Annotated in this window: 12 protein-coding genes; 4 read left to right on the top strand and 8 right to left on the bottom strand. The window is 62.6% G+C overall.

Annotated elements, in window-relative coordinates; all coding sequences use genetic code 11:
• Positions 1 to 262: 262 nt before the first annotated feature.
• The 5 genes from SNL23_RS18535 to SNL23_RS18555 all read right to left on the bottom strand — a co-directional run bounded on the left by SNL23_RS18535 (position 263) and on the right by SNL23_RS18555 (position 5,011).
• Entirely contained in the window at positions 263 to 487 is a 225-nt protein-coding gene (locus SNL23_RS18535) for an MbtH family protein (protein WP_003209001.1), read from the bottom strand.
• 53 nt (positions 488 to 540) lie between these two features.
• A complete protein-coding gene (locus SNL23_RS18540; RefSeq protein WP_318303056.1) occupies positions 541 to 1,941 on the bottom strand; it encodes an aspartate aminotransferase family protein in 1,401 nt (466 codons plus the stop codon).
• Positions 1,942 to 2,121: 180 nt separating this feature from the next.
• Positions 2,122 to 2,889: an N-acetylmuramoyl-L-alanine amidase gene (locus tag SNL23_RS18545; RefSeq protein WP_318303057.1), complete on the bottom strand. Its 768-nt coding sequence runs from the start codon at positions 2,887 to 2,889 to the stop codon at positions 2,122 to 2,124.
• Between the two features lie 122 nt (positions 2,890 to 3,011).
• Positions 3,012 to 4,331, bottom strand: coding sequence for an ATP-binding protein (locus tag SNL23_RS18550; RefSeq protein WP_076015327.1), 1,320 nt, complete (start codon positions 4,329 to 4,331; stop codon positions 3,012 to 3,014).
• Entirely contained in the window at positions 4,331 to 5,011 is a 681-nt protein-coding gene (locus tag SNL23_RS18555) for a response regulator (RefSeq protein ID WP_167663531.1), read from the bottom strand. The genes SNL23_RS18550 and SNL23_RS18555 overlap by 1 nt, the downstream gene beginning before the upstream one ends.
• Before the next feature lie 175 nt (positions 5,012 to 5,186).
• On the opposite strand from SNL23_RS18555, the gene dsbD reads away from it, so the two are divergent.
• Genes dsbD through dsbG form a run of 3 tightly spaced genes read left to right on the top strand, consistent with a single transcriptional unit; the run spans position 5,187 to position 8,523 of the window.
• Complete coding sequence (gene dsbD, locus SNL23_RS18560; protein WP_318303059.1) at positions 5,187 to 6,917, top strand: protein-disulfide reductase DsbD; 1,731 nt, start codon at positions 5,187 to 5,189, stop codon at positions 6,915 to 6,917.
• On the top strand, positions 6,917 to 7,786 hold the full coding sequence (locus tag SNL23_RS18565; protein ID WP_076015324.1) for a TlpA disulfide reductase family protein: 870 nt from the start codon (positions 6,917 to 6,919) through the stop codon (positions 7,784 to 7,786). The genes dsbD and SNL23_RS18565 overlap by 1 nt, the downstream gene beginning before the upstream one ends.
• Complete coding sequence (gene dsbG, locus SNL23_RS18570) at positions 7,762 to 8,523, top strand: thiol:disulfide interchange protein DsbG (protein ID WP_076015323.1); 762 nt, start codon at positions 7,762 to 7,764, stop codon at positions 8,521 to 8,523. Before SNL23_RS18565 ends, dsbG begins: the two co-directional genes overlap by 25 nt.
• A gap of 80 nt (positions 8,524 to 8,603) precedes the next feature.
• Here the strand turns inward: dsbG and SNL23_RS18575 are convergent, their stop codons facing one another.
• The 3 genes from SNL23_RS18575 to SNL23_RS18585 all read right to left on the bottom strand — a co-directional run bounded on the left by SNL23_RS18575 (position 8,604) and on the right by SNL23_RS18585 (position 23,712).
• A complete protein-coding gene (locus SNL23_RS18575) occupies positions 8,604 to 9,821 on the bottom strand; it encodes a hypothetical protein (protein ID WP_076015322.1) in 1,218 nt (405 codons plus the stop codon).
• A 129-nt stretch (positions 9,822 to 9,950) separates the two neighbouring features.
• Positions 9,951 to 22,889: a non-ribosomal peptide synthetase gene (locus tag SNL23_RS18580; protein ID WP_318303060.1), complete on the bottom strand. Its 12,939-nt coding sequence runs from the start codon at positions 22,887 to 22,889 to the stop codon at positions 9,951 to 9,953.
• Between the two features lie 64 nt (positions 22,890 to 22,953).
• Complete coding sequence (locus SNL23_RS18585) at positions 22,954 to 23,712, bottom strand: thioesterase II family protein (RefSeq protein ID WP_076015320.1); 759 nt, start codon at positions 23,710 to 23,712, stop codon at positions 22,954 to 22,956.
• 277 nt (positions 23,713 to 23,989) lie between these two features.
• Here SNL23_RS18585 and SNL23_RS18590 point away from each other — a divergent pair, with 277 nt between their 5' ends.
• Complete coding sequence (locus tag SNL23_RS18590) at positions 23,990 to 24,541, top strand: RNA polymerase factor sigma-70 (protein WP_076015319.1); 552 nt, start codon at positions 23,990 to 23,992, stop codon at positions 24,539 to 24,541.
• Positions 24,542 to 24,587 lie beyond the last annotated feature (46 nt).

The following is a 24,587-nucleotide window of genomic DNA, read 5'->3' on the forward strand; positions in this document are numbered from 1 at the left end:
GGATCTGTGTTGTGCCCGAGGTCTGGGTCAGCCCGCCAACCCGCAAGCCAAGCGATGCGGTGCAGGCGGCAGAGCTGGAAGGCCATGTGGATCAGGTGATCAAGGCGCTGTAACGCTCCTCTCACAGACGAAACACAGTAAATGTGGGAGCGGGCTTGCTCGCGAAAGCGGTGTGACCGTCAATACATCCAGTGACTGACACGACGCCTTCGCGAGCAAGCCCGCTCCCACATTGGGTTCTATGTGATGCCCCAGACCTGGATCAGCCCGCCAACGCCTGGCTGTCCATCTTCTGGCGCAGGCTCAACGGGCGCATGTCGGTCCACACTTCTTCGATGTAGGCCAGGCACTCTTTCTTCATCCCGCTCTTGCCCACGGTGCGCCAGCCTTCCGGCACGGCCTTGTAGTCGGGCCAGATGGAATATTGTTCTTCATGGTTGACCACTACCTGAAACAGGATGTCTTCGCGGTCGAATACTGAGGTCATTGCTGTTCTCCGTCGGTGTAATGTAAGAAGGAACGTGCCAGCCCGATAAAAAATTAGAGGCTGGTGACGGCTGCCGCCAAGGCGCGACCAAAGATCTCGGCCACACGGTCGATTTCTGCGGCGGTAATCACCAACGGCGGCAGGAAACGCACAACGCTGCCATGACGACCGCCCAGTTCAAGGATCAGCCCGCGCTTGAGGCATTCACGCTGTACCAGTGGCGCCAATTGACGATGCACCGGCGGGTGGCCCTGAGTGTCCGGGGCGCCTGCGGGATCCACCAGCTCCACGCCGAGCATCAGCCCACGACCACGAATGTCCCCCAACTGCGGGAAGTCGCGCTGCAGGATGCGCAGGTGCTCCCCAAGGCGCTCGCCCATGGCGGCCGCGTGGGCGGGAATATCGTGGTCTTTAAGGTAGCGCATCACTGCCGACCCGGCGGCCATGGCCATCTGATTGCCACGGAAGGTTCCGGCATGGGCGCCCGGCAACCAGGTGTCGAGCCAGTCGCGATACACCACCACCGCCAGCGGCAGGCTGCCGCCGATCGCCTTGGACAGCACCACCACGTCCGGGACGATGCCGGCGTGTTCGAAAGCAAACATCTTGCCGGTACGACCAAAACCGCTCTGGATTTCGTCAACGATCAACGCCACTCCGGCTTGTTCGGTAATACGGCGCAGGCCACGCAGCCAGTCGAGATCGGCCGGGATCACGCCGCCCTCGCCCTGCACCACTTCAACGATCACGGCTGCCGGCAGCAAAACACCGGCCTCGGGGTCGTTGAGCAGGTTTTCCAGGTAATGCAGGTTGACCTTGACCCCTTCCGCCCCACCCAGCCCGAACGGACAACGGTAGTCGTAGGGAAACGGCAGGAATTGCACGCCATTACTGAGCAAGGCACCCAGCGGCTTTTTCGGCCCCAGGCTGCCCATCAGGCTCAGGGCGCCCTGGCTCATGCCGTGATAACCGCCCTGGAACGACAACACCGTGCTGCGTCCGGTGGCGGTGCGCACCAGTTTCAGCGCGGCTTCTACCGCATCGGTACCGGTTGGGCCGCAGAACTGGATCTTGGCTTCCCGCGCCAGCGCCGACGGCAACAGGCCGAACAGGTCCTGCACGAACTGATCCTTGACCGGTGTGGTCAGGTCCAGGGTGTGCAACGGCAATTCATCGCTCAACACCTGGCGAATGGCCTCGATCACCACCGGGTGGTTATGCCCCAGCGCCAGGGTGCCGGCGCCGGCCAGGCAGTCGATAAAGCTGCGGCCTTCGACGTCCTCGACGTAGATCCCGCGGGCGCGCTTGAGCGCCAGGGGAATGCGCCGAGGGTAGCTGCGAGCATTGGATTCCTGCTGGCGCTGGCGGGCCAGCAGCGGGGTTTCGTCGAACTGGTAGAGCGTTTCCGCAGGGACCGCTTGGGTCTCTTCAATACGGCTGGTAGCGACTGACATTTCCAGATCCCTCAATACGCTGATGATGGTGACCAAACTGCCAACCCGTTGGCGTCTGGCCCAAGGGCAACGCACGGATTTCCTGTTCTGGAAACGCATCAGCGAGGGGAGGATTTACACCCGTAGAGTTAAAACCCACATTTACGCCTGTCTATCCCCACAGGAATGTAGGAAATACCCTCATAGCCCTGTGTACTTTTCATTCAAGGCATACAGAATTGCGCAGGTCTCGCTGTCGAGTTGCCCACTGTAATCGCGAGACCGATAGTGCATCTGGAACGCCCTGACCCGCTGTCGGAAGCCCTGGCGATCCTTTGCCGGGGCGTAGCCATAGCGCTGAAACGCCCGCTCGATCTCTACTTCCGGAGGCAACCCTATGGAAAATCGCCGTTCATAGGACACCTTGGCGGGCTCATCGAACCAGGCACCCACGCCGGCTTCAAACAGACAACGCCACGGCAGGCGCGGTCCCGGGTCGCTCTTGCGCCAATAGGCAATGTCCGAATGCCCGAGAATATCGGTAGGACCGATCGCCGGGTAACGCCCCTGAATGTCGCGAATCAGGGCAATCAACACGTCGATCTGTTCAGGGCCATACGCGGAAAAGCTAAACACACCGGCTTCATCCCGGGCCTGATTGACAATTTCAATCCCGATCGAGGGGCTATTCAGGTTGTCACGCCCGGCCCAGTGGCTCGCGCCGGCATGCCAGGCGCGCTGCGCTTCGTCCACCAGGCGGAACAACCGCAGTTCGTCGTAGCCGGCGGCGCGGTAGCTGGCGTCATGAGGATCAGGCAACAGGTAGTGCGCACTGACACCGTCACGGGTCAGCGTACGCAATGACGAAGCAAAAGGCGCAGCGGTGTAATGCACAATCACCTGGCGCACGGCTTCGCCATTGCGCTGGTTAAAGTCTTTTGCGGGAAACGTGGAATCGATGACCAACATAGGCGCTGTCCTTTTCAACACAGGCTGAGTCATTCAGCCCGTTCAAACACAAAAAAATGACCGCCATCCTGAAGCGTTACGCTTGAGGATGGCGGTAGCTATTTGTGCCGTGAAAAGAAGGTTCAGCGACGCAACGGCATGCCCAGGTCGACGCGCATGCCATCGGCCTGGCTGTCGAATTTCAAGGAGCACGAGCAGCGCTGCACGATTGCCTGGACAATCGCCAGCCCCAGGCCGCATCCCGGGCTGTTGCCGTTGCGCCAGAAGCGCTGGGTCAAGTGTTGCAAGTCTTCACTGGAAATCGGCGCGCCGTGGTCACGCACCCGGAACACCACATTATCGCCAGTGCTGGACACACTCAGTTCCACCCGGGTATCAGGTGGGGTGTGGCGCAAGGCGTTGTCCAGCAGGTTGCGCAAGGCGGCGACAGCCAGGCCCACCGGCATTTCCACCGGTTTGTCGGACAGGCCATCTGCCAGGATCAGGTCAATGCGCTGATTTTCGCCGCCATTGGCGTCCTGGATCGCCAGTTGTGCGACTTGTTCGGCACTCGATTGCAGGCCGTCGTCAAACGACAGGCTGCCTTCGACCCGCGCCAGCAGCAGTAGCTGCTCAAGGGTACGGTGCAAGCGATCGGCGCCTTCCTCGGCATGGGCCAGGGACTGGTCACGGGCAGCGCCTTCGGTCATGCGCGCCACTTGCAGGTGGGTCTTGATCGCCGTCAGCGGGCTGCGCAATTCGTGGGCCGCGTCGCCGGTCAAGCGGCGTTCGCGCTCGATGGTCTTGGCGATGCGTTGCAGCAACTGGTTCTGGGTGTCGAGCAGCGGCTTGAGTTCGCTGGGCAGCGGGCTGATCTGCAAGGGCTCAAGGGAATCGGCACTGCGGCGCATCAAGGCGTCACGCATGCGGTTGAGCGGCAACAGGCTTTGGCCGATCCCCAGCCATAGCAGGCACAGGCAGCCCAACAGCGCCACACCCACCGGCACCGAAGCCGCCAGCAGGATCGACAGGTTCAAGGCTTCACGCTCCACCTGCCGGTCGGCGGTGGTGATAAACAAATCGCCACGGGACAGGGTGAAGCTGCGCCAGCCCACGCCATCAATCATCTGGTCGCGAAAGCCGCTCTTGCGCGACTCCAGGCCCTGGTCCGGCGTGGTGTGGCTGCGGGCGAGGACCACCCCGCGCAATGAGCTGACCTGGCACGCCATGCCACCCGGTACATTCAGTTGTTCGGCACTGAAGTGCGCGCCCTCACCCGTGCTCGACAGGCCCGGCATCTGCTCCATCAGCCCGGCGACCATGCGCGCCGACGCCACCAGGCGCTGGTCGAGGGAGAACATCATCTGGTTGCGCAAGTCGTTGAGCATCCACGCGGCAGCCAGGGCCCAGATCAGCACAAAGGCCGCGCCGAGCTTGAAGGTCAGGCGCAGGCGCAGGCTCATCACGAAGCGTCCTCTCCACCGTCAGCCGGGCCCAGGCGATAGCCCAGGCCACGCACGGTCTCGACGATGCCGTTACCGAGTTTGCGCCGCAGGTGGTGGATGTGCACATTGAGGGCGTTGCTTTCCAGTTCGTCGTTAAGCCCGTAGACGCTGTCTTTGAGCTGTTCGCTGGACAGCACCCGGCCGCGGTTTTGCAGCAGGGCCTGCAACAACGCCTGCTCGCGGCGGGACAGGTCAACCGACTCACCGCCCAGCAACGTTTCGCGGCTGCTGGGGTTGTAGGTCAGGCGCCCGTGTTCGACCAGGTGGACGCTGCGCCCGGCCACCCGGCGCAACAAGGTGTGCAGGCGCGCGGCGAGTTCCCGCAGGTCGAAGGGCTTGAGCAGGTAATCGTCGGCACCGGCCTGCAGGCCGTCGACGCGGTTGGTCACCGAATCCCGCGCGGTGAGGATCAGCACCGGAATCTCCAGGCCCTGGCTGCGCAATTGCTGCAACAGCTTCAAGCCGTCTTCATCCGGCAGGCCGAGGTCGAGTACCATCACGTCGAACTCCGCCACCTTGAGCATCGCCCGGGCAGCGGCGGCGGTGCCGACGCGCTCGACGGTCAGCCCTTGGGCGCTGAGCCCGGCAACAATGCCGCTGGCGATCAGTTCGTCGTCTTCACAGACCAGTACGTGCATGGTGAACCCTTTGCAAAATGTGAGGGTGATTAAAAAGGCAGTGGATTAAGCGCGCATTATGCCGCCAGCCCGCGTAAACCCGGATAATCCCTGCTGTCTAGAATAGCCCGGTTAATCATCGGTTAATCAACGCCACACATTGTGTGTCCCACTTGCTTCGAACTAAGGCTTGATCATGCGGCATCTGTTTATCTTTCTGCTGGTAGTGTTTGCTGGATTCGCCCAGGCCGCGCCGGGCAACAATCCGTTCGAGACCAAACCCGACTTCCTCCCGGTGGGCAAAGCCTTCACCTTTACCTCCGAGCGTCTGGCCTCCGGCGAAACCCAGCTGTATTGGCAGATTGCCGACGGTTATTACCTGTACCAGCAGCGCATGAAATTCGATGGCCTGGCCGAGAAGCCGACGCTGCCCCAAGGCGAAGCCCACAGCGACGAGTTCTTTGGTGAGCAGCAAGTCTATCGCCAGGGCCTGGAAGTGAAGATTCCCGCCGGTGCCACCGGCCAGGTCAAGCTCGGCTGGCAAGGTTGTGCCGATGCCGGCCTGTGCTACCCGCCGCAATCGATCACCGTTGACCTGGGTGGCGACCCCGCCGTAGCCGCCATCGGCCAAGCGCAGGACCAAAGCCTGGCCAGCGGCCTGCAACAGCGCAGCCTGGGCTGGAGCCTGCTGGTGTTCTTCGGCCTGGGCCTGCTGCTGGCCTTTGCCCCGTGTTCCTTGCCGATGCTGCCGATTCTCGCCGGCCTTGTGGTAGGCAGTGGCGCCAGCCCACGGCGCGGCTTTGCCCTGGCCGCCAGCTACGTGGTGTGCATGGCGCTGGTGTACGCCGCCCTCGGCGTATTGGCCGCGCTGCTCGGCGGCAACCTCGCCGCCTTGCTGCAAACCCCGTGGATCCTCGGTAGCTTCGCCGTGTTGTTTGTGATCCTGGCCCTGCCGATGTTCGGCTTCTTTGAACTGCAACTACCGGCCTTTCTGCGGGACCGCCTCGACAACGTCAGCCGCAACCAGAGCGGCGGCAGCCTGGTGGGTGCCGGGGTGCTTGGCGCCTTGTCCGGCTTGCTGGTGGGCCCGTGCATGACCGCGCCCCTGGCCGGCGCCCTGCTCTACATCGCCCAAAGCGGCAATGCCCTGCACGGCGGCTTGATCCTGTTTGCCATGGGTATCGGCATCGGCGTGCCGCTGTTGCTGCTGGTGACCGTGGGCAACCGCTTCCTGCCCAAGCCCGGCACCTGGATGAACATCCTCAAGGGCATCTTCGGTTTCCTGTTCCTCGCCACCGCCGTGCTGATGATTCGCCCAGTGGTCGGTGAAACCCTGTGGCTCGGCTTGTGGGGTGTACTGGCGCTGGTCATGGCCTACTGCGGCTGGCGCCTGGCTCACGACTTCGGGCGCACCGCCATGCTGTTCGGTGCCGGTTCGCTGGTGCTGGGCCTCTGGGGCAGCGTATTGGTGATCGGTGCGGCCGGCGGCAGCGACGACCTGTGGCAACCGCTCAAGGTCTATAACGGCTCGCGGGTGGCCGGTGCCCCCAGCGCCCACGACGCCTTCATGACCATCAACGACCCGGCCGTATTGCAAAGCCAACTCGATAGCGCCAAGGCCCAAGGCCAATGGGTGCTGGTGGACTACTACGCCGACTGGTGTGTGTCGTGCAAGATCATGGAGAAACAGGTGTTCGGCAAACCCGAAGTCATGGACGCCCTCAAGGATGTGCGCCTGCTGCGCCTCGACGTCACCGCCGACAACGCCGCCAGCCGCGAGCTGCTGGGCCGCTACAAGGTCCCCGGCCCGCCGAGCTTCGTCTGGATCGGCCCCGACGGTGAAGAGCGCCGCGCCCAGCGCATCACCGGCGAAGTCGACGCCGCCGCCTTCCTGCAACGCTGGACCCAAGCCCGGGAAGCCCTCTGATGCTGACACTGACCATCGGCACCTTCGCCATCGCCCTGAACCACTTGCTGCTGATCACGGCGTTGATCCTCGCCACCCTGGTGGGCTGGCGGGTGGCCAAGCGCGGCGGCGAGAACCCGGAGTCGGTGCTGTTCACCCTGTTTCTGGTGGGCATGCTCGCCGCGCGCGTCAGCTTCGTGCTGATGTACTGGTCGTATTACCAAAATGACCCGCTGCAGATCGTCGACCTGCGGGACGGCGGTTTTCTCGCCTGGCCCGGCGTTATCGCGCTGATCCTCGGCGCCTTGATCTACGGCTGGCGCCGCCCGCTGCTGCGCAAGCCACTGAGCGCCGGCGTGATCACCGGCCTGGCGTTCTGGGCGCTGACCAGTCTGTCGTTGACCCTCTACGAAAAAGGCACACACCTGCCGGACATCACCCTGCGCAACGCCAATGGCGAAACCGTGCAACTGGCCGACTACAAGGGCGGCCCGCTGGTGATCAATCTCTGGGCCACCTGGTGCCCGCCGTGCCGTCGCGAAATGCCAGTACTGGAAAGTGCCCAGCGCCAACGCCCGGACGTGACCTTCCTGTTCGTCAACCAGGCCGAAAGCATGCAAAGCGTCGCCACCTACCTGGCGACCCAGGGCCTGAACCTGGACAACGTGCTGTTCGACGCCAGCGGCCGCCTCGGCCAGGCCGTCGGCTCCATGGCTTTGCCCACCACCCTGTTTTATCAACCGGACGGTCGCCTGATCAACAGCCACCTGGGCGAGTTGTCGCAAGCCAGCCTGGCCCGCGCCATGGAGCGCTTCGAGCCGATCACCGCTAAACCGGCCCAGCCGGCTACCACAAGGAATTCGCCATGCTCCGCCTCCGCCACCTGCTGACCCTGTTGCCCCTGACACTGGCTGCCACCCTCGTCCAGGCTGAAGACTGGCCGGCGCCGATCAAGAACATCGAAGCCAAGGGTGCCAAGATTATCGGCAAGTTCGATGCTCCCAGCGGCCTCACGGGTTATGCGGCGCAATACCAGAACCGTGGCATGGCGTTGTACCTGACTGCCGACGGTAAAAGTGTGATCGCCGGCAACCTGTACGACGCCGACGGCAATGACCTCAGCACTGCGCCCCTGGAAAAGCTGGTGTATGCGCCGATGGCCAAGGAGGTCTGGGCCAAGATGGAACACAGTAACTGGATCCAGGATGGCAACAAGGATGCGCCGCGCATCGTTTACCTGTTCAGTGATCCGAACTGCCCGTACTGCAATATGTTCTGGGAACAGGCACGGCCATGGGTGAAGTCGGGCAAGGTGCAGTTGCGGCATATCATGGTGGGGATTATTCGTGAGGACAGCCCGGGCAAGTCGGCGGCGCTGTTGGCAGCCAAGGATCCGCAGCAGGCGTTGGAAGCCCATGAGTCAGCCGGTAAAGGCAGCAAGTTGCAGGCGCTGGAGAAGATTCCGGCGGCTATCCAGGCCAAGCTTGATTCGAATATGAAGCTGATGGATGAGCTGGAGTTGTCGGCCACGCCGGCAATTTTCTATCTGGATGACAAGGGTGGGTTGCAGCAACAGCAAGGGGCGCCTTCGCCGGATAAGCTGGTGAAGATTCTGGGCCCTAAATAAGCGGCACTGAAGGTTCATAGCGAACAAGAAAAATGCCCGTTATCTGCGGGCATTTTTACAACAAGATTGATGTCGGTACGTTAGAGTTCCCGCAGCCGCAACTTTCCGAATGCGTAATCGTTACCGTTCCCGGTAGAGACATGACTGTATACCTGCACCTCAACACCTGAACCGGTGGCCGTAAATGTGCCGCTAACCCAAGCCCACTGCCGTGTTGTCAGATTGCTAGGCTCGATACAAACAACGCCGTTGACGAGTGCAGACAACTGCGGAGTGGCGAACGAACTATTGGATCGCCTGACCTCCATGCTGAACTCGTACGTCTGACCCGCGGCAAATGCTGGATAAGACTTGCTCAAGACGACTCCGGCAGAGCGCTCTGTGTAGGTATAGTTGGACAAAAACCACTCGCCCCCTTCATTCACCATCACCATGTCTCTGGGGTCCACCACATCAGCGCCTCTTTCCCAACCGTTCCAGTTGCCGCCTTCAAATTCTGATTCATCGTCGAAGGCCGGCGCTTCAGATTCTCCCAGTCGCAAATTTTCAGTAACACGCCGCAGTTCATGGGCGTTTTCCGGCAACAGCGACGTCTTTGGGTCTGCGGGCTCAGCGCCCAGCGCGCCATCATAGGTAATTGCAACGTTCAAGGTTACCGAAGACCAATCCTCGCAACCGGCCAGCCATTCACGCGAGAGTACTGGTCGGAAAACAAACCCCGGCTCGGCCTCTTCTGCTCTCACAACGTGGCCGTCAAATAGCCACTGGAATCGGAAATTCCCCAAGTCGTGTTCATTGCCTACCGCCAAGATCCACAACCGTTGCCCCTCTGCAAGAAATGGCGGCGCCTTTAACTCGATCCGTGCATTCCCCCGGAACTTGCGCATGTCCAACCAACGCGCGCCGTCATACTCCACAGCATTGGTAAAAACTGGAGCCGGCAAAGCCTCTGGCCGAATGAACTCGATGGTGAGTTCAAGCACATGTGAATCGCTGGTGGTGGTCTCGTACCAGACCATCAACGTCTTGCCGATGCAGCGGCCAACCAATGCCGCGTCAATATCCACTTCGACACTGCCACTGGCACTGCCGGAAGTATCAAACTGCGCCAGTGGCTGGTCCTGCTCATTCACCAATGCCCAGTACAGAGTGATAGGGGCACCCTCTTGCATGCCGTCAAAGGCGATGGTCACACAAGTGCCGTCTTCAGCATCGAGGGGGTACAACGTATTATTGGCGGCGGCGTATTTGACTGTCGGCACCGGAAGCAAATCATCAACGGGGGTTAGCTTGACCATTATGGAGTCTCTTCTTTGAGGGCGCGTACCGCTAAATCCAGGAAACAGCGGACCACACATATCAAATACCCCCGCAAAGGAACTGCCTACTGTCAGATCTGACAGTAGGCAGTTCCTTCTGACCAACGGTTACAACCCCTCCAACTCCGCCATCAAATCACTCAGCCGATCCACCTTCTGCGCACTGATCTCATTCGCCGCAAGCCCGTCGATATACCCCGCCAACTCTTCCACCGTGCTGCACTCGAACATCGCCCGTAACGGCACATCCCGCTGCAGCGTCGTCTGCACCCGTGAAGCAATCTGCGTGGCCAGCAACGAATGCCCGCCCAGCTCAAAGAAATTATCCTGCACCCCCACGCGCTCAACTTTCAGTACCTCGGCCCAAATCCCCGCCAACGTCTGCTCCAGCTCATTACGCGGCGCCAGGTAATCCTGGCTGTGCAACTGGCCAATCTCCAGCGCCGGCAAGGCCTTGCGATCCAGCTTGCCATTGGCATTCAGCGGCAAACGGTCGAGCCACAGCCAATGCAGCGGCACCATGTACTCCGGCAACTCGGCCCGCAGGCGTTGCTTGATCCGATCAAGACGCTCGCCTGGACTCAACAGCGCATCCGCCGCCACCAGGTATCCCACCAGATGCTTACCGTTGACCCCCTCCTGCACGCCAACCGCCGCATCCCGCACTTCCGGTTGTTCATGCAGGCGCGCTTCGATTTCACCCAACTCAATCCGGTAACCGCGAATCTTCACCTGATGGTCGATACGCCCGACGTACTCCAACACACCGTCGCTGCGGCGACGGGCCAAATCCCCTGTTCGATACAACCGGTCCGCACCAAACGGATTCGGCACAAACACCTGGGCCGTGCGCAGCGGGTCACTGACATAACCACGACCCACGCCGGTCCCCGCGACGCACAACTCGCCGACCGCACCCTGGGGCACCAACTCCAGCGCACCATCCAGCAGGTACAAACGGTTGTTGTCAGTCGGCGTGCCAATTGGCAGATAAGTGCCACGGGTCGACGCCAGGTCGACGCGGAAGAACGCCACGTCATCCGAGCATTCCGCCGGGCCATAGGCGTTGACCAAGCCAATCTCCGGATAGCGCAACAACCACTGATGCGCCAGCTCCGGCGGCATGGCCTCACCGGTCGGCAGCATCCAGCGCAAGCCGTCCAGGCTCATGCGCTCCTGGGCAAGCATGCCCTGGATCAGCGACGGCACGCTCTCCAACACAGTAATGCCCTGGGCCTCGACATGCGCCAGCAAGCCTTGCGGATCATGGGCAATGGTATTCGGCACAATATCCACCCGCGCCCCGAACAGCGTCGCCACGAGGAACTGCCACACCGAGATATCGAAGCTTTGCGAAGCGGTCTGGGCAATCACATCGTGCTCAGTCAGCTGCAGATACGGCACCTTGCTCAGCTGGTTATTGAGCATTCCGCGCTGCTCCACCATCACGCCCTTGGGCAAGCCGGTAGAGCCGGAGGTGTAGATCACGTAGGCAAGGTTGTCCGGCGCGCTGTAGATCCCGGGGTTTTCCTCAGACCCGGCCAAGGCATCCCAAACCAGTAGCTTCGGCCGACCGGAGCAGGCGAACTCTTCCAGCAGCAACTGCGCCTGTTCACGGCACGCTTCGGTGCACACCAGCAGCGGCGTGCGGCTGAGGTCGATAATCCGGCTCAAGCGCTGCGTCGGCAGCCCCGGGTCCAACGGCAAGTAACCGGCACCGGCCTTGAAGCTGCCGATGATCATGCCCAGCAAATCCAGATTACGTTCGGCCAGCAACGCCACCGGTTGATCCGGACCGACACCCGCCGCGATCAATGCATGGCCCAGGCGGTTACTGCGCCGGTTCAGTTCGGCATAGCTCCATTGCTGATCCAGGCAACTGGCGGCAATCCGCTGTGGATGCTGCTGCACCTGGGCTTCGAACAGCTCAACATAGCTGCGCTCCAGCGGATATTCATGCTCGCTCTGGTTGCAGCCTTCCACCAGGAACTCACGTTCCTGCTCGCCAATCAGCGGCAAGTCGGCCATGTCGCCATGGAAGCCCTGCACCAGCGCCAGCAGCAGGCGCTTGAATTCAGCGAGCATGCCTTGCACGGTGGTTTCATCGAAGTAACGCTGGTCGTAGGAAAGGTGCAGGCCCAGGTCATCGCCCGGATAGCACACGGCGGTCAGCGGGAAGTTGGTGTGGGTACGCCCGGAATCCGAGGTGGCATTCAGGCTTTGCGCACGGTCCAGCACCGAGACTTCCACCGGGGCGTTTTCGAACACAAAGAGGCTGTCGAATAGCGGCTGGCCCTTGGGCAGTTCGCTGTTTTCCTGGATGGTCACCAGCGGCAGGTATTCGTACTCACGCAGTTGCATGTTGCTGTCGAGCAGGCCACTCAACCACTGGCGTACGCTGCACGTCTGATCGTCCTCCGGCAGCTTGACCCGCAAGGCGATGCTGTTGATAAACAACCCGACGGTGCGCTGCATCTCGGGCATTTCCACCGGACGCCCGGCCACGGTAACGCCGAACAGCACGTCGCGATCGCCACTCAAGCGCCGTAGCACCAAGGCCCACGCGGCTTGGGCAAAAGTGTTCACCGTCAGTTGATGGGCCTGGGCCAGCTCGCGCAATTGCGCGCCGTCGCGCACATCCAAGCGGGTGTAGCAGTCGCCCACCACCATGCCGCCGCTGTGGCCGGCGTGTTCCCGCAGGAACGGCCGGTCACTCGGAATCGGCGTGGTGCGTTCAAACCCTTGCAGGTTCTGCTGCCACCACTGACGCGCCTCGGCGAGGTTCTGGCGTTGCAGCCAGGCGATGTAGTCGCGATAACGCGGTGGCGTCGCCAGCTGCGCGTCGCGGCCTTCGCCGAGGGCCGTGTAGATGTCGAAGAAATCGTTCATCAGCAGTGAGCGGCACCAGGCATCGATCAGGATGTGGTGGTTGCTCATCATGAACCAGTAGCGGGCTTCGCCCACGCGGATCAGCCTCAGGTGGAACGGTGCCTGATTGAGCAGATCGAAACCCGCTTCACGCTCGCTTTTCAGCAACGCTTGCAGACGCGGCTCCTGTTCGCTCTCCGGCTCCTGGCTCCAGTCGAGGTACTCGATCGGCGTGCTGCCGGGCTTGTGGATAACCTGCAGCATGTCTTCGCCGACGTTCCAGCAGAACGAGGCGCGTAACGCTTCGTGACGGGCAATCACCGCCTGCCAGGCCTGGGCGAAACGCTCGGGGTCCAGGGCGCTGTTGATGCGGTAGCGGTCCTGCATGTAGTACAGGCCGGTGCCCGGTTCCAGCAAGGTGTGCAGCAGCAAGCCTTCTTGCATCGGAGTCAGCGGGTACACGTCTTCGATGGCATTGGCCGGCACCGGCAGCGCGTCGAGTTGCCCTTGGGTGAGGTGCGCCAGCGGGAAGTCCGATGGCGTGAGGCCGCCCGCGTCTGCCTTGAGGCAATGCTCGATCAAGCTTTGCAGTTCCGCCAGGTAAGCATCCGCCAGTTCAGCGATGGTCTGGCTGTGGTGACGTTCGCGGCTGAAGGTCCAGCGCAGCACCAATTCACCGCCGTACACCTGGCTGTCGACGCTCAGCTCGTTGGGCAGCGGCGCGTCCGGGTCATGGGCGATCCCGGCGGATTCGTCCAGCGGGTGAAAGAGTGCGTCAGCGCCAAAGCTCTGGTCGAACTGGCCGAGGTAGTTGAAGGTGATACTGGCGCTCGGCAACGCGGCCATGGTCTGGCGACACAGGTCGTCAGCCAGGTAGCGCAGCACGCCGTACCCCAACCCTTTGTGGGGCACGCCGCGCAGTTGCTCCTTGATCGCCTTGATCGAGGCGCCTTGCCCGGCGGCTTCTTCGATATGTAACGGGGTCAGGCGCAACGGGTAGGCGCTGGTGAACCAGCCGACGCTGCGGGTCAGGTCGATCTCGTCGAACAGGGTTTCGCGGCCGTGGCCTTCCAGCTGGATGAGTGCCGATTCATGGCCACTCCAGCGGCACAAGACTCGGGCCAAGGCGGTCAGCAGCAAGTCGTTGACCTGGGTGCGGTAAGCACTCGGCGCCTGTTGCAACAGCTGGCGGGTACGCTCGGCATCCAGGCGCACGCTGACGGTATCGGCATCGCGATTGCGCAGCGAACCTTGCGGGCGGTCCACCGGCAGTTCAACGGCAGGACCGGCCAACTGCTGCTGCCACACGTCCAGTTCTTCACGCAGGGATTCGCTGCCGGCATAGGCCTGCAAGCGTGCTGCCCAATCGCGCAGGGCACTGGTCTTGGCCGGCAGGCTCACCGGTTGGCCGTCGCTCAACTGGCGATACGCGGTCTGCAAATCTTCCAGCAACACGCGCCAGGAAACACCGTCCACCACCAGGTGATGGATCGCGATCAGCAGCCGGCGCTGGCCTTGCGGGCCGTCCACCAGCAGCGCGCGCAACAGCGGGCCATGGGCGAGATTGAGGCTGCGCTGGGTGTCGGTGAACAGCGCGCTGCACTGCTCCATATCCGCCACCTGGGCTTGCAACAGCGGGCCGCCTTCTGGCACCGCCAAGTGTTCGGCATGCCATTGGGCGTCGCGCCGGGTGAAGCTCAGGCGCAGGGCGTCGTGGTGTTCCAGCACCGCCAGCAGCGCCTGTTCCAGGCGATGGGGTTCGAGGGCCTGAACCGGCTCCAGCAGCAGCGCCTGGTTCCAGTGTTGGCGCTCGGGGATGTCGGTGTCGAAGAACCAGTGCTGGATCGGGGTCAGCCCGGATGCGCCGGTCAGCACGCCTTGTTCGGCGATAACCTGCTCGGTGCGGGTCGCCACGGCGGCCAGGGTTTGCACGGTCTGGTGCTGGAACAAGTCACGCGGGCTGAAATGAATCCCTGCCTGCCGCGCGCGGCTGACCACCTGGATCGACAGAATCGAGTCGCCGCCCAGCTCAAAGAAGTTATCGTCGAGGCCCACCTGCTGCACGTTCAATACCGCGCACCAGATCGCCGCCAGGGTTTGCTCCAGTTCGTTGCGCGGCGCCACGTACTGTTGGCGATTCGCCTCGGGATCCGGCTGCGGCAAGGCGCGACGGTCGAGTTTGCCGTTGGCAGTCAGCGGCATGATGTCGAGGACGATCAGGTGCGCGGGCACCATGTAGTCCGGCAGCTGCGCTTTCAAATGCGCCTTGAGGGATTCACGCAGTGCACCGTGTTCTTCGTTGCTGACCAGATAGGCCACCAACTGTTTGCCGCTCGGTGAATCCAGTGCCAACACCACCGCTTCACGCACCGCCTCGTGTTCCAGCAGGCGGGTTTCAATTTCCCCCAGCTCGATGCGGAACCCGCGAATTTTCACTTGATGGTCAATACGGCCAAGGTACTCAACCAGGCCATCGGCACGCTGGCGCACCAGGTCGCCGGTGCGATACAGACGACCGCCGTTCGTGGCAAACGGGTCCGCGACAAACCGCTCTGCCGTCATCCCCGGACGCTGGTGATACCCCTGGGCCAGGCCGGCACCGCCGACGTACAGCTCACCCGTCGCGCCTTGCGGCACCAGCGCCAAATCCGCATCCAGAATGTAGGCCACACGCGCGCCGATGATGCTGCCGATCGGCACGCTGCCTGCGCCCTCTTCCAGTGTTTCCGGGGCAAGACTGGCCAGCGGCATCACCACCGTTTCAGTCGGGCCATAGGCGTTGAAAAACAGTGCCGGCTTGAATGCCGCGCGAATACGCTGCAAGTGCTCGCCGGTCAGGGCTTCACCTCCGGTGATGCACATGCGCACCGGCAAGGTCTGGTGTTGCGTGGCCAGCCATTGCGCCAACTGGCTGCCGTAGCTTGGGGTAAAGCCGAGGATGTTGATGCGGTGCTGACGAATCAGCCCACAGATTTCTTCCGCATCCCATTGGCCCTGGGCCCGCAACACAACCTGGGCGCCGCTGAGCAACGGCACCAGCAGACGCTCGGTGGCGGCGTCGAAGTTGATGGAATAGAAGTGCAGCTCGCAGTCATCGGGACGCATGCCGAAGCGTTCGATCACCGCCTGGCAATGCATGGCGATTTCACCGTGGGACACCACCACGCCCTTGGGCTTGCCGGTGGAGCCGGAGGTGTAGATCAGATAGGCCTGGTGTTGCGGCAGGCTAATGAAAGGCAATTCGCTGGCCGGGTAGCTGGCCAGGGTTGGCAGGTCATCTTCCAGGCACCAGCGACCGACACTGGCGGGCAGCTCGCCCAGCGCGTCGAACATCGCAGCGTCGCTGAGCAGCAGGCCGATGCCACTGTCTTCGATCATGTAGTGCAGGCGGTCCAGCGGGTATTCCGGGTCCAGCGGCACATAGGCGCCGCCGGCCTTGAGGATCGCCAGCAGGCCGATCACCATTTCCAGCGAACGCGGCAGCGCCAGGCCAACCCGCACCTGCGGGCCCACGCCGCGCTCGCGGAGCATCCAGGCCAGGCGATTGGCGCGGCTGTCGAGTTCGCTATAGCTCAAGGTCTGCCCGGCGAAGGTCAAGGCCGGGGCATCCGGGCGAGCCAGGGCCTGCTCGCTGAACAGGTGGTGAATGCACTGGTCGAGACGATGCTCGCCGGCCTCCATGCCAAGGCTGTCTTGCAACGAGCGTTGCTCGGCCGCTTCCAGCAACGGCAACTCACTCAGGCGCTGTTGCGGATCGGCAAGCAAGGCTTCCAGCAGGTTTTGCCAGTGGGCGGCCATGCGTGCAATGCGCGGCTCATCGAACAGATCGGTGCTGTAGGTCAGGCAGCAACCCAGGCGATGGTCGAGGTCGGTGACTTCCAGGTTGAGGTCGAACTTGGTGGCGCGGGCATCGTTGGCCAGGTACTCGACGGTCATCCCGGCCAATGTACGGCTCTGCTGGAACTCCCAGCGTTGCACGTTGCACATCACCTGGAACAGCGGGTTGTACGCCGCGCTGCGGGGTGGTTGCAGGGCTTCTACCAAGTGGTCGAACGGCAGGTCTTGATGGGACTGGCCTTCGATCACGGTGTGGCGCACCTGGTCGAACAATTCGCCGACGCTCATCTGCCCGTTGAGCTGGCAGCGCAGCACCTGGGTGTTGAGGAACGCGCCAATCAGCCCTTCGCTTTCCGGACGAATCCGGTTGGCGACTGGCGCACCGATACGCAGGTCGGTCTGGCCGCTGTAGCGGTAGAGCAATACCGCGAGGGTGGCGGTCATGGTCATGAACAGGGTCAGACCACGCTCGGCGTTAAAGGCCCGCACGCGGGCGGCAAGGTCATCGCTCAAGTCGAAACGGAACAGCTCGCCCTGGTGACTTTGCACCGGTGGTCGCGGGCGGTCGCCCGGCAGTTCCAGCAGCGGGTGTTCGGTACCCAGTTGTGCGGTCCAGTAATCCAGTTGGCGCTGGCGCTCGCCGGATTCCAGCCACTGGCGCTGCCACACGCTGTAGTCGAGGTACTGCACCGGCAGCGGTGCCAACGGCGATTCGCGGTCGTCGATAAAGGCTTCGTACAGGGCGCTGAGTTCACGGGCAAAAATGTCCATGGCCCAGCCTTCGGTGACGATGTGGTGCAGGGTCAGCACCAGGTAATGTTCCTGCTCGCCGGCCTTGACCAGGCAGGCGCGCAGCAGTGGGCCGGCCTCCAGATTGAACGGCGTGTGGGCTTCATGATCGGCCAGTTGCTGCACACGCTGCTGGCGCTCGGGCTCACTGAACGCCGAGAAATCCTGCCAATCCATGCGCACGCCGGTTTGCGCCGCAACCTTCTGCTGCGCCACGCCATTGATGCTCGGGAAAGTCGTGCGCAGGGTTTCATGACGCATGATCAAGGCCTGCAACGCCGCCTCGAAACGCCCCACGTCCAGCACCCCGCGAAAGCGCGCCATGCCGCCGACGTTATACGCCGGGCTGTCGGGTTCCATCTGCCAGAGGAACCACATGCGCTGCTGGGAATAGGACAGCGGCACCGGCTGGCTGCGGTCGACCTTGCCGATGGCCAGTTGTTGGTTGCGCTGGCCCGAGGCCTGGATCAGGCGGACCTGCTCGGCGAAAGCCCCCAACTCGCTGGCTTCGAACAATGTGCGCAGCGGCAGCTCGACGTCGCAGGCCTGACGGGTGCGGGAGATGATTTGTGTGGCCAGCAGCGAATGGCCGCCGAGGGCGAAGAAGTCGTCCCGCAGGCCGATACGTGGCAGGGCAAGGACTTCGCGCCAGATCGCGGCGATTTGCTGCTCCAGCGGTGTTTCGGGTTCGACGTGTTCACGCACTTGCCACACCGGTTCCGGCAAGGCACGGCGATCCAGTTTGCCGCTCGGACTCAGGGGCATCGCGTCCAGGCGCATCAATTGTGCCGGGACCATATACTCCGGCAGCTCGGCGGCCAGAGCGGTTTTTACATCCTGCTCATCCAGCGGTTCGTTGGCGGTGTAGTAACCGATCAACTGCGCCCCGGCAGCGGTTTCACGCACCAGCACCACCGCTTGGGCGATGCCATCAAGGGCCAACAGACGCGCTTCGATTTCTTCAGGCTCGACACGGAAGCCGCGCAGCTTGACCTGCTGATCCAGGCGTCCGAGGTATTCCAGCGCACCGTCGGCGCTCCAGCGCACGCGGTCACCGGTGCGATACAGGCGTGCGCCCGCCTCACCCAACGGGTCGGCGACAAACCGTTCAGCGGTCAGCCCCGCACGCCCGAGGTAACCCCGGGCCAGGCCGATACCGCCGATGCACAGCTCACCCGGGACACCTGACGGCAGTGGGTTGAACTGATCATCCAGCACCCGGCAAATCACATTGCCCAGCGGACGGCCAATCGGCGAACGCTCTCCATCCTCCGCCTGGCACTGCCAATGCGTCACGTTGATCGCGGTTTCAGTCGGGCCGTAGCGGTTGTGCAACTGCACTGCCGGCAACTGCGCCAACACCCGGTTGCGCAGCTCGGCAGGCAGCGCTTCACCGCCGGAGAACAGACGACGCAGGCTGGTGCATTCCGCGGCCAACGGCTCGTCGACAAACAGCTGCAACAACGGCGGCACAAAGTGCAGCGTGGTCACGCCGTGCTCCTGCACCAACTGGGCAATGCGATGCGGGTCGCGATGCTCGCCGGGGCCGGCTAGTACCAGGCGGCAACCGGTGATCAGCGGCCAGAAACACTCCCACACCGACACGTCGAAACTGATGGGCGCCTTTTGCATCAGCACATCGGTTTCATCCAGATTGTAGGTGGCCTGCATCCACTGCAGACGCTCGGCCAGCGCTGCATGAGTGTTGCCCACGCCCTTGGGCTGGCCGGTGGAGCCGGAGGTGTAGATCACGTAGGCGAGGTTGTCGCCGTTCAGGTGCAGGCCCGGCGCGTGGGTCGGCCAGCTTTCCAGCTTGAGGCTGTCCATGGCGATGACGCAGACGCCTTCAGCCGTGGGCAGTTGCTCAAGCAGCGAAGTCTGGGTCAACAGCAGTTGCACGCCGCTGTCCTTGAGCATGTAGGCGAGGCGTTCGGCCGGGTAATCCGGATCCAGCGGCACATAGGCACCGCCGGCCTTGATGATTGCCAGCAGGCCGATCAGCAGTTGCGGCGAACGCTCGGCGGCGATGGCCACGCACACGTCCGGGCCGACGCCCTTGTCCCGCAGGTAATGGGCCAGGCGGTTGGCCTGGGTGTGCAGTTGGGCGAAGGTCAGGCTGCCGTCCTGCCACACCAGTGCGGTGCGTTCCGAGACCTGTTGGTTGAGTTGTTCCGGCAGCCAGCTCTGCGCTGGTGTGCACGGCGCGGCGCTCCACTGACGTTGTTGGGTGTGTTCGTCGGCGTGCAGCAGCTTCAGGTCACCGATGGCCTGTTGCGGTTGCTCGCAAATGGCTTGCAGCAGGTTGATGAAGTGCTCGGCCAGTCGCTCGATGGTGGCGACGTCAAACAGTTCGTCGGCGTAGTCGAAGGACAGGCTCAGGCGACCGTTGCGGTCTTCTTCAGTGTGCAGTTGCAGGTCGAACTTGGCTTCGCGGCTGTGCCACGCCAGCTCGTCGGCGAGCAGGCCCGGGAGGCGGCGCAAGGCACTGAGATCGCGTTGCTGGTGGTTGAACATTACCTGGAACAGGCCTTGTTCCCGGGCTCGCGGGAAGGCTTCCAGCAGTTGCTCGAACGGCAAGTCCTGATGGGCCTGGGCGCCCAGGGCAGCGGTTCGCGTCGCGGTCAGCAAGTCGGCGAATGGCAGGCGCGCATCCAGTTCGGCACGCAGCACGAGGGTGTTGATAAAGAACCCGATCAGGCCTTGGGTTTCCTGGCGCGGACGGTTGGCGTTGGGCACGCCGATGCGGATATCGCGTTGGCCGCTGTAGCGATAGAGCAGGCTCTGGAACGCTGCGAGCAACAGCATGAACGGCGTGGACTCGTGAGCCTGGGCGGTCTTGCGAATGGCTTCACTGAGGCTCGTGTTCACGCGCACGCTGTGGCGTGAAGCACTGCGAATATGCTGCGCCGAGCGTGGGTGATCGGTGGCCAGGCTCAGGGTTGGGTGGTCGTCCCCCAGCTGTGCTTTCCAGTAAGCCAGTTGCCGCTGGCCCTCGCCTTCGGCCAGCCACTGGCGCTGCCAGCTGCCGTAATCGGCGTATTGCAGGGCCAGCGCTGGCAACTCCAGGGTTTGGCCTTGGGACGCGGCGGCGTACAAGCGGGAGAATTCGTCGATCAACACGTTCAGCGACCAGCCGTCCGCGATGATGTGGTGCATCGTCACCAGCAGTTGGTGGTCTTCGTCATCCAGGCGCACCAGCGTTACCCACAGCAGCGGGCCTTTCTCCAGGTCAAACTGGGTGCGGGCTTCGTCTTCGCGGATCTGGTTGGCCCGGGCTTCGCGCTCGGCGGCGGGCAGGTCGCTGAGGTCGATGACTTGCAGGTCGAAATCAGCCTTGGCGTCGACCCGCTGGAAGCCCTGGCCGTCGCGTTCAAAGAAGCGCGTGCGCAGGGACTCGTGGCGCTGGATCAGTTGCTGGAAGCTTGCGCGCACCGCGTCTTCATCCAGTTCGCCGCGCAACCGCAGGGCACCGGGGATGGTGTAGGCGCTGCTCTGCGGGTCGAGTTGCCAGGTGATCCACAGGCGGTTTTGCGCGAGGGATTGCGGCAAGTCTTCCTGGCGTGACAGCGCATGGATCGCGCCTTGGGCCACGCCGCCGTCCTGCTGCAATTGCGCGACGCTGGTGGCGAAGGCAGCCAGGGTTGGCGCTTCGAACAACAGGCGCAGGTTCAGCTCCAGGCCGAGGGTTTCCCGCAGGCGGGCGACGACCTGGGTGGCGCTGATGGAGTTGCCGCCCAACAGGAAGAAGTGATCGTCGGCGGCGACCTGCGTCACCTGCAATTGCTCGCACCAGATCGCGGCAATCTGGCTTTGCAGTTCGGATTGCAGGGCAGCATCGCCGACCTGCGCCTGCACGCCGGGGAACTGCGCATAACTGTCGAGGCTGCCATCCGCCAACCGCGTGCGGCAGGCCGAACGCTGAACCTTGCCGCTGGACGTTTTCGGCAAGCCGCCGGGGTTGAGCAATATCACCACGCTCGGCGCTTCCTGGCAGGCCTCGGCCACTGCTTGACGAATCGCCTTGATCAGCGCTTCAGGCGGCAGGATTTTCTGCACGCTGCGGCTGATTTCGGCGGCGATGCCGATGCCTTCCAGGCCCTGGTCATTCACCGCAAACGCGGCGACCCGACCCTTGCGCACCACTTCCACTTCACGCTCGATGGCTTGCTCGATGTCTTGGGGATACAGGTTGTGGCCCCGCACGATCAGCAGGTCTTTCAAGCGACCGGTGATGAACACTTCACCTTCGCGGATAAACCCAAGGTCGCCGGTCCGCAGCCAGGTACGGCTTTCGTGCTGGACGAAAGTCTTGGCAGTGGCTTCAGGGTTGCGCCAGTAGCCGTGGGCGATGCTCGGGCCGGTGGCCCAGATTTCACCGACGGCATTGTCGGGGAGCGTCGCCAGGGTGGCGGGTTCGGCAATCAGTACCGCGTGTTCGGGCTGGCTGGTGCCGCAACTCATGATCGCCGCGCCCTGCCCAGGCTCGGCGCGATTGGCAGCCAGAGCCTGTTCGTCCAGGCGCAGGGCCGGGATGCCGTGGCCACGGGTGCCGCCGGCAACGAACAAGGTAGCCTCCGCCAGGCCATAGGATGCGAAGAAATTATTCGAGGTAAAACCGCAGGCGGCGAACTTCTCGGCAAAGCGTTCCAGGGTGTCGAGGCGGATCGGCTCGGAGCCGGAATACGCCACGCGCCACTTGCTCAAATCCAAGCGATCCAATGCCGATTCACTGACTCGCTCGCTGCACAGCCGATAGGCAAAATCCGGCCCGCCGCTGATGGTGCCGCCGTATTCGCTGATCGCTTCCAGCCAGCGCAATGGCCGGCCGAGGAAGTACGCCGGCGACATCAACACACACGGCACACCACTGAAGATCGGTTGCAGCAGGCCGCCGATCAGGCCCATGTCGTGGTACAGCGGCAGCCAGCTGACGATCACGTCGTCGGGGTTCAGGTCGATGCCGAAGCCCCGGCGAATCAGCAGCTCGTTGGCCACCAGGTTGCCGTGGGTGACTTGCACGCCCTTGGGCAACGCAGTGGAACCGGAGGTGTATTGCAGGAAGGCGATGTCATCGTCTTGCAAGTTGGGCGCGAGCCAATTGCTCGCGATCTCGGCATGAAGGCTGTCGACGCACAGCAACTGCGGTGCACCTTCGAGTTGCAGCAACGAATCACCGAGGCTGGCGGTAGTCAGCAGCAACCGTGGCTCGGCGTCCGCGATGATCGACAACAGGCGCTCCTGATGATGTCGGCGGGCGGACTCAGGCGGGTAAGCCGGCACCGCAATGACCCCGGCATACAGGCAACCAAAGAACGCCGCGACATAATCCGGCCCGCTGGGAAACAACAGTACCGCGCGGTCGCCCAGGTTTGCGTTGGCCTGCAAGGCGGCGGCGATGGTGCGGGCGCGCAGGTCAAGGTCGCGGTAACTGAGGACGACGCTTTGCTCGGCCGTCTCGGCCAGGAAGCGCAACGCCAGTTGATCCGGGGTTTGTGCGGCGCGGCGCTGAAGGGACTGGACCAGGGTGCGGGGAAGTTCGAAGGCGTCCATCATGGGGTTCCTGCCTGAAATCGGCTTACTGGGAAATCGGGGAATGTGTGGCGGAGGGGGGGCTTGTTCAGCCGGCAGCCCGGGCCATCTGCCGCGCGGCGTCATTGCGCCAGCGGGCCAAGTGTTCGTCGGCGTAACGCCGCACACAGCGCAGTACAGAACTCTCGTGCTGCACCAGGAAGAAGTGGTGACCGTCGAACATGTCGAGGGAGAAACCGCTGGCGGTGTCTTGCTGCCAGTCCAGCAGTTGGTCGGCACGCACACTGTCCTGCTTGCCGCCAAAGACATGGATCGGCAGGGGCAGCGGCTCGCGCTCGCCATACTCGAAACTGCCGCAAAGAAGGAAGTCGGCCCGCAGGATCGGCAACATCAACTGCATCAGTTCGGCATTGGCCAACACCTCTTCGCCGGTGCCCTTGAGTTCACGCAGGCGGGCGATCAGTTGCTCGTCGTTTTTCTCGATGGCGTATTCGCTGACATCGCGACGGGCCGGGCCGGCGGTACCCGACGCAAACAGCGCCAATGGCTGCGGTACACCACGCTCACTCAGGGCATGGGCCAGCTCGAACGCCAGCAGACCGCCGAGACTGTGGCCGAACAAGGCGTAAGGCTCGTCCAGTTCCGCACTGATTTCATCGGCCAGTTGCGCGGCCAATGCCTTGATATCGCGCTGCAAGGGCTCGTCCATGCGCATGCCGCGTCCCGGCAGTTCCAGCGGCCGCACCTGCAACCACTCGGGCAGCGCCCGCCGCCAGCGGCTGTAGACCATGGCGCTGGCGCCGGAATACGGCAGGCAAAACAGGCGTAATCGAGCCGGCGTGTTCATTTCAGACCACTCCCGCTCACACGATAAAAACCCATTTTGTCCTCCTCCAGGCGCTGATCCTTGGCCGGTTTGTTAACTGGCCTGTCACCCATGAGAACGGATGGCACCTGGAAATAATTAGTCAGCGAGACGCGGTTCACACCTATCGATAAAGCATAAGATTAGTTCGTCTTCTCATTTGACAATCATTATCATTAAGCATAATTTGTTGCCCGATGTGTAGGAGGCCTCAGCAAGGACGCCCTCCCCCAACCTCTTTTGCAGCAAGGTGATTTCCATGACGGAACAAGTATCCACAGGCAGGTGCGACTCACCCCTACTCCAGGCTTTCGTCGACAATCGACTGATCCTGGTCAAGATCGCAGCACGCATTACCGGCTGCCGCTCCCGCGCCGAAGACGTGGTGCAAGACGCGTACTTCCGGTTGCAATCGGCACCCACCATTACGTCGTCGTTCAAGGCGCAGCTGAGTTACCTGTTTCAGATCGTGCGTAACCTGGCCATTGATCACTACCGTAAGCAGGCGCTTGAGTTGAAATACTCCGGCACTGAAGAGGAAGGCTTGAATGTGGTTATTCACGGGGCTTCGCCTGAGACATCGCACATCAACTTTTCGACGCTGGAAAATATCGCGGATGCGTTGACGCAGTTGCCTCAACGCACGCGTTATGCGTTTGAGATGTACCGGTTGCATGGGGTGCCGCAGAAGGATATTGCCAAGGAGCTGGGGGTTTCGCCGACGCTCGTGAACTTCATGATTCGGGATGCGCTGGTGCATTGCCGGAAGGTTTCCGGGACTCATAGCGACACGTTTGCGCGGCGGGTTTGATTGGCTCTGCTGCTGGGTGTATATCCGTTATTTGGGTGATGGCTGG

Origin of the sequence: Pseudomonas sp. SED1 (assembly GCF_034044025.1) — a bacterium.
Lineage (GTDB): Bacteria > Pseudomonadota > Gammaproteobacteria > Pseudomonadales > Pseudomonadaceae > Aquipseudomonas.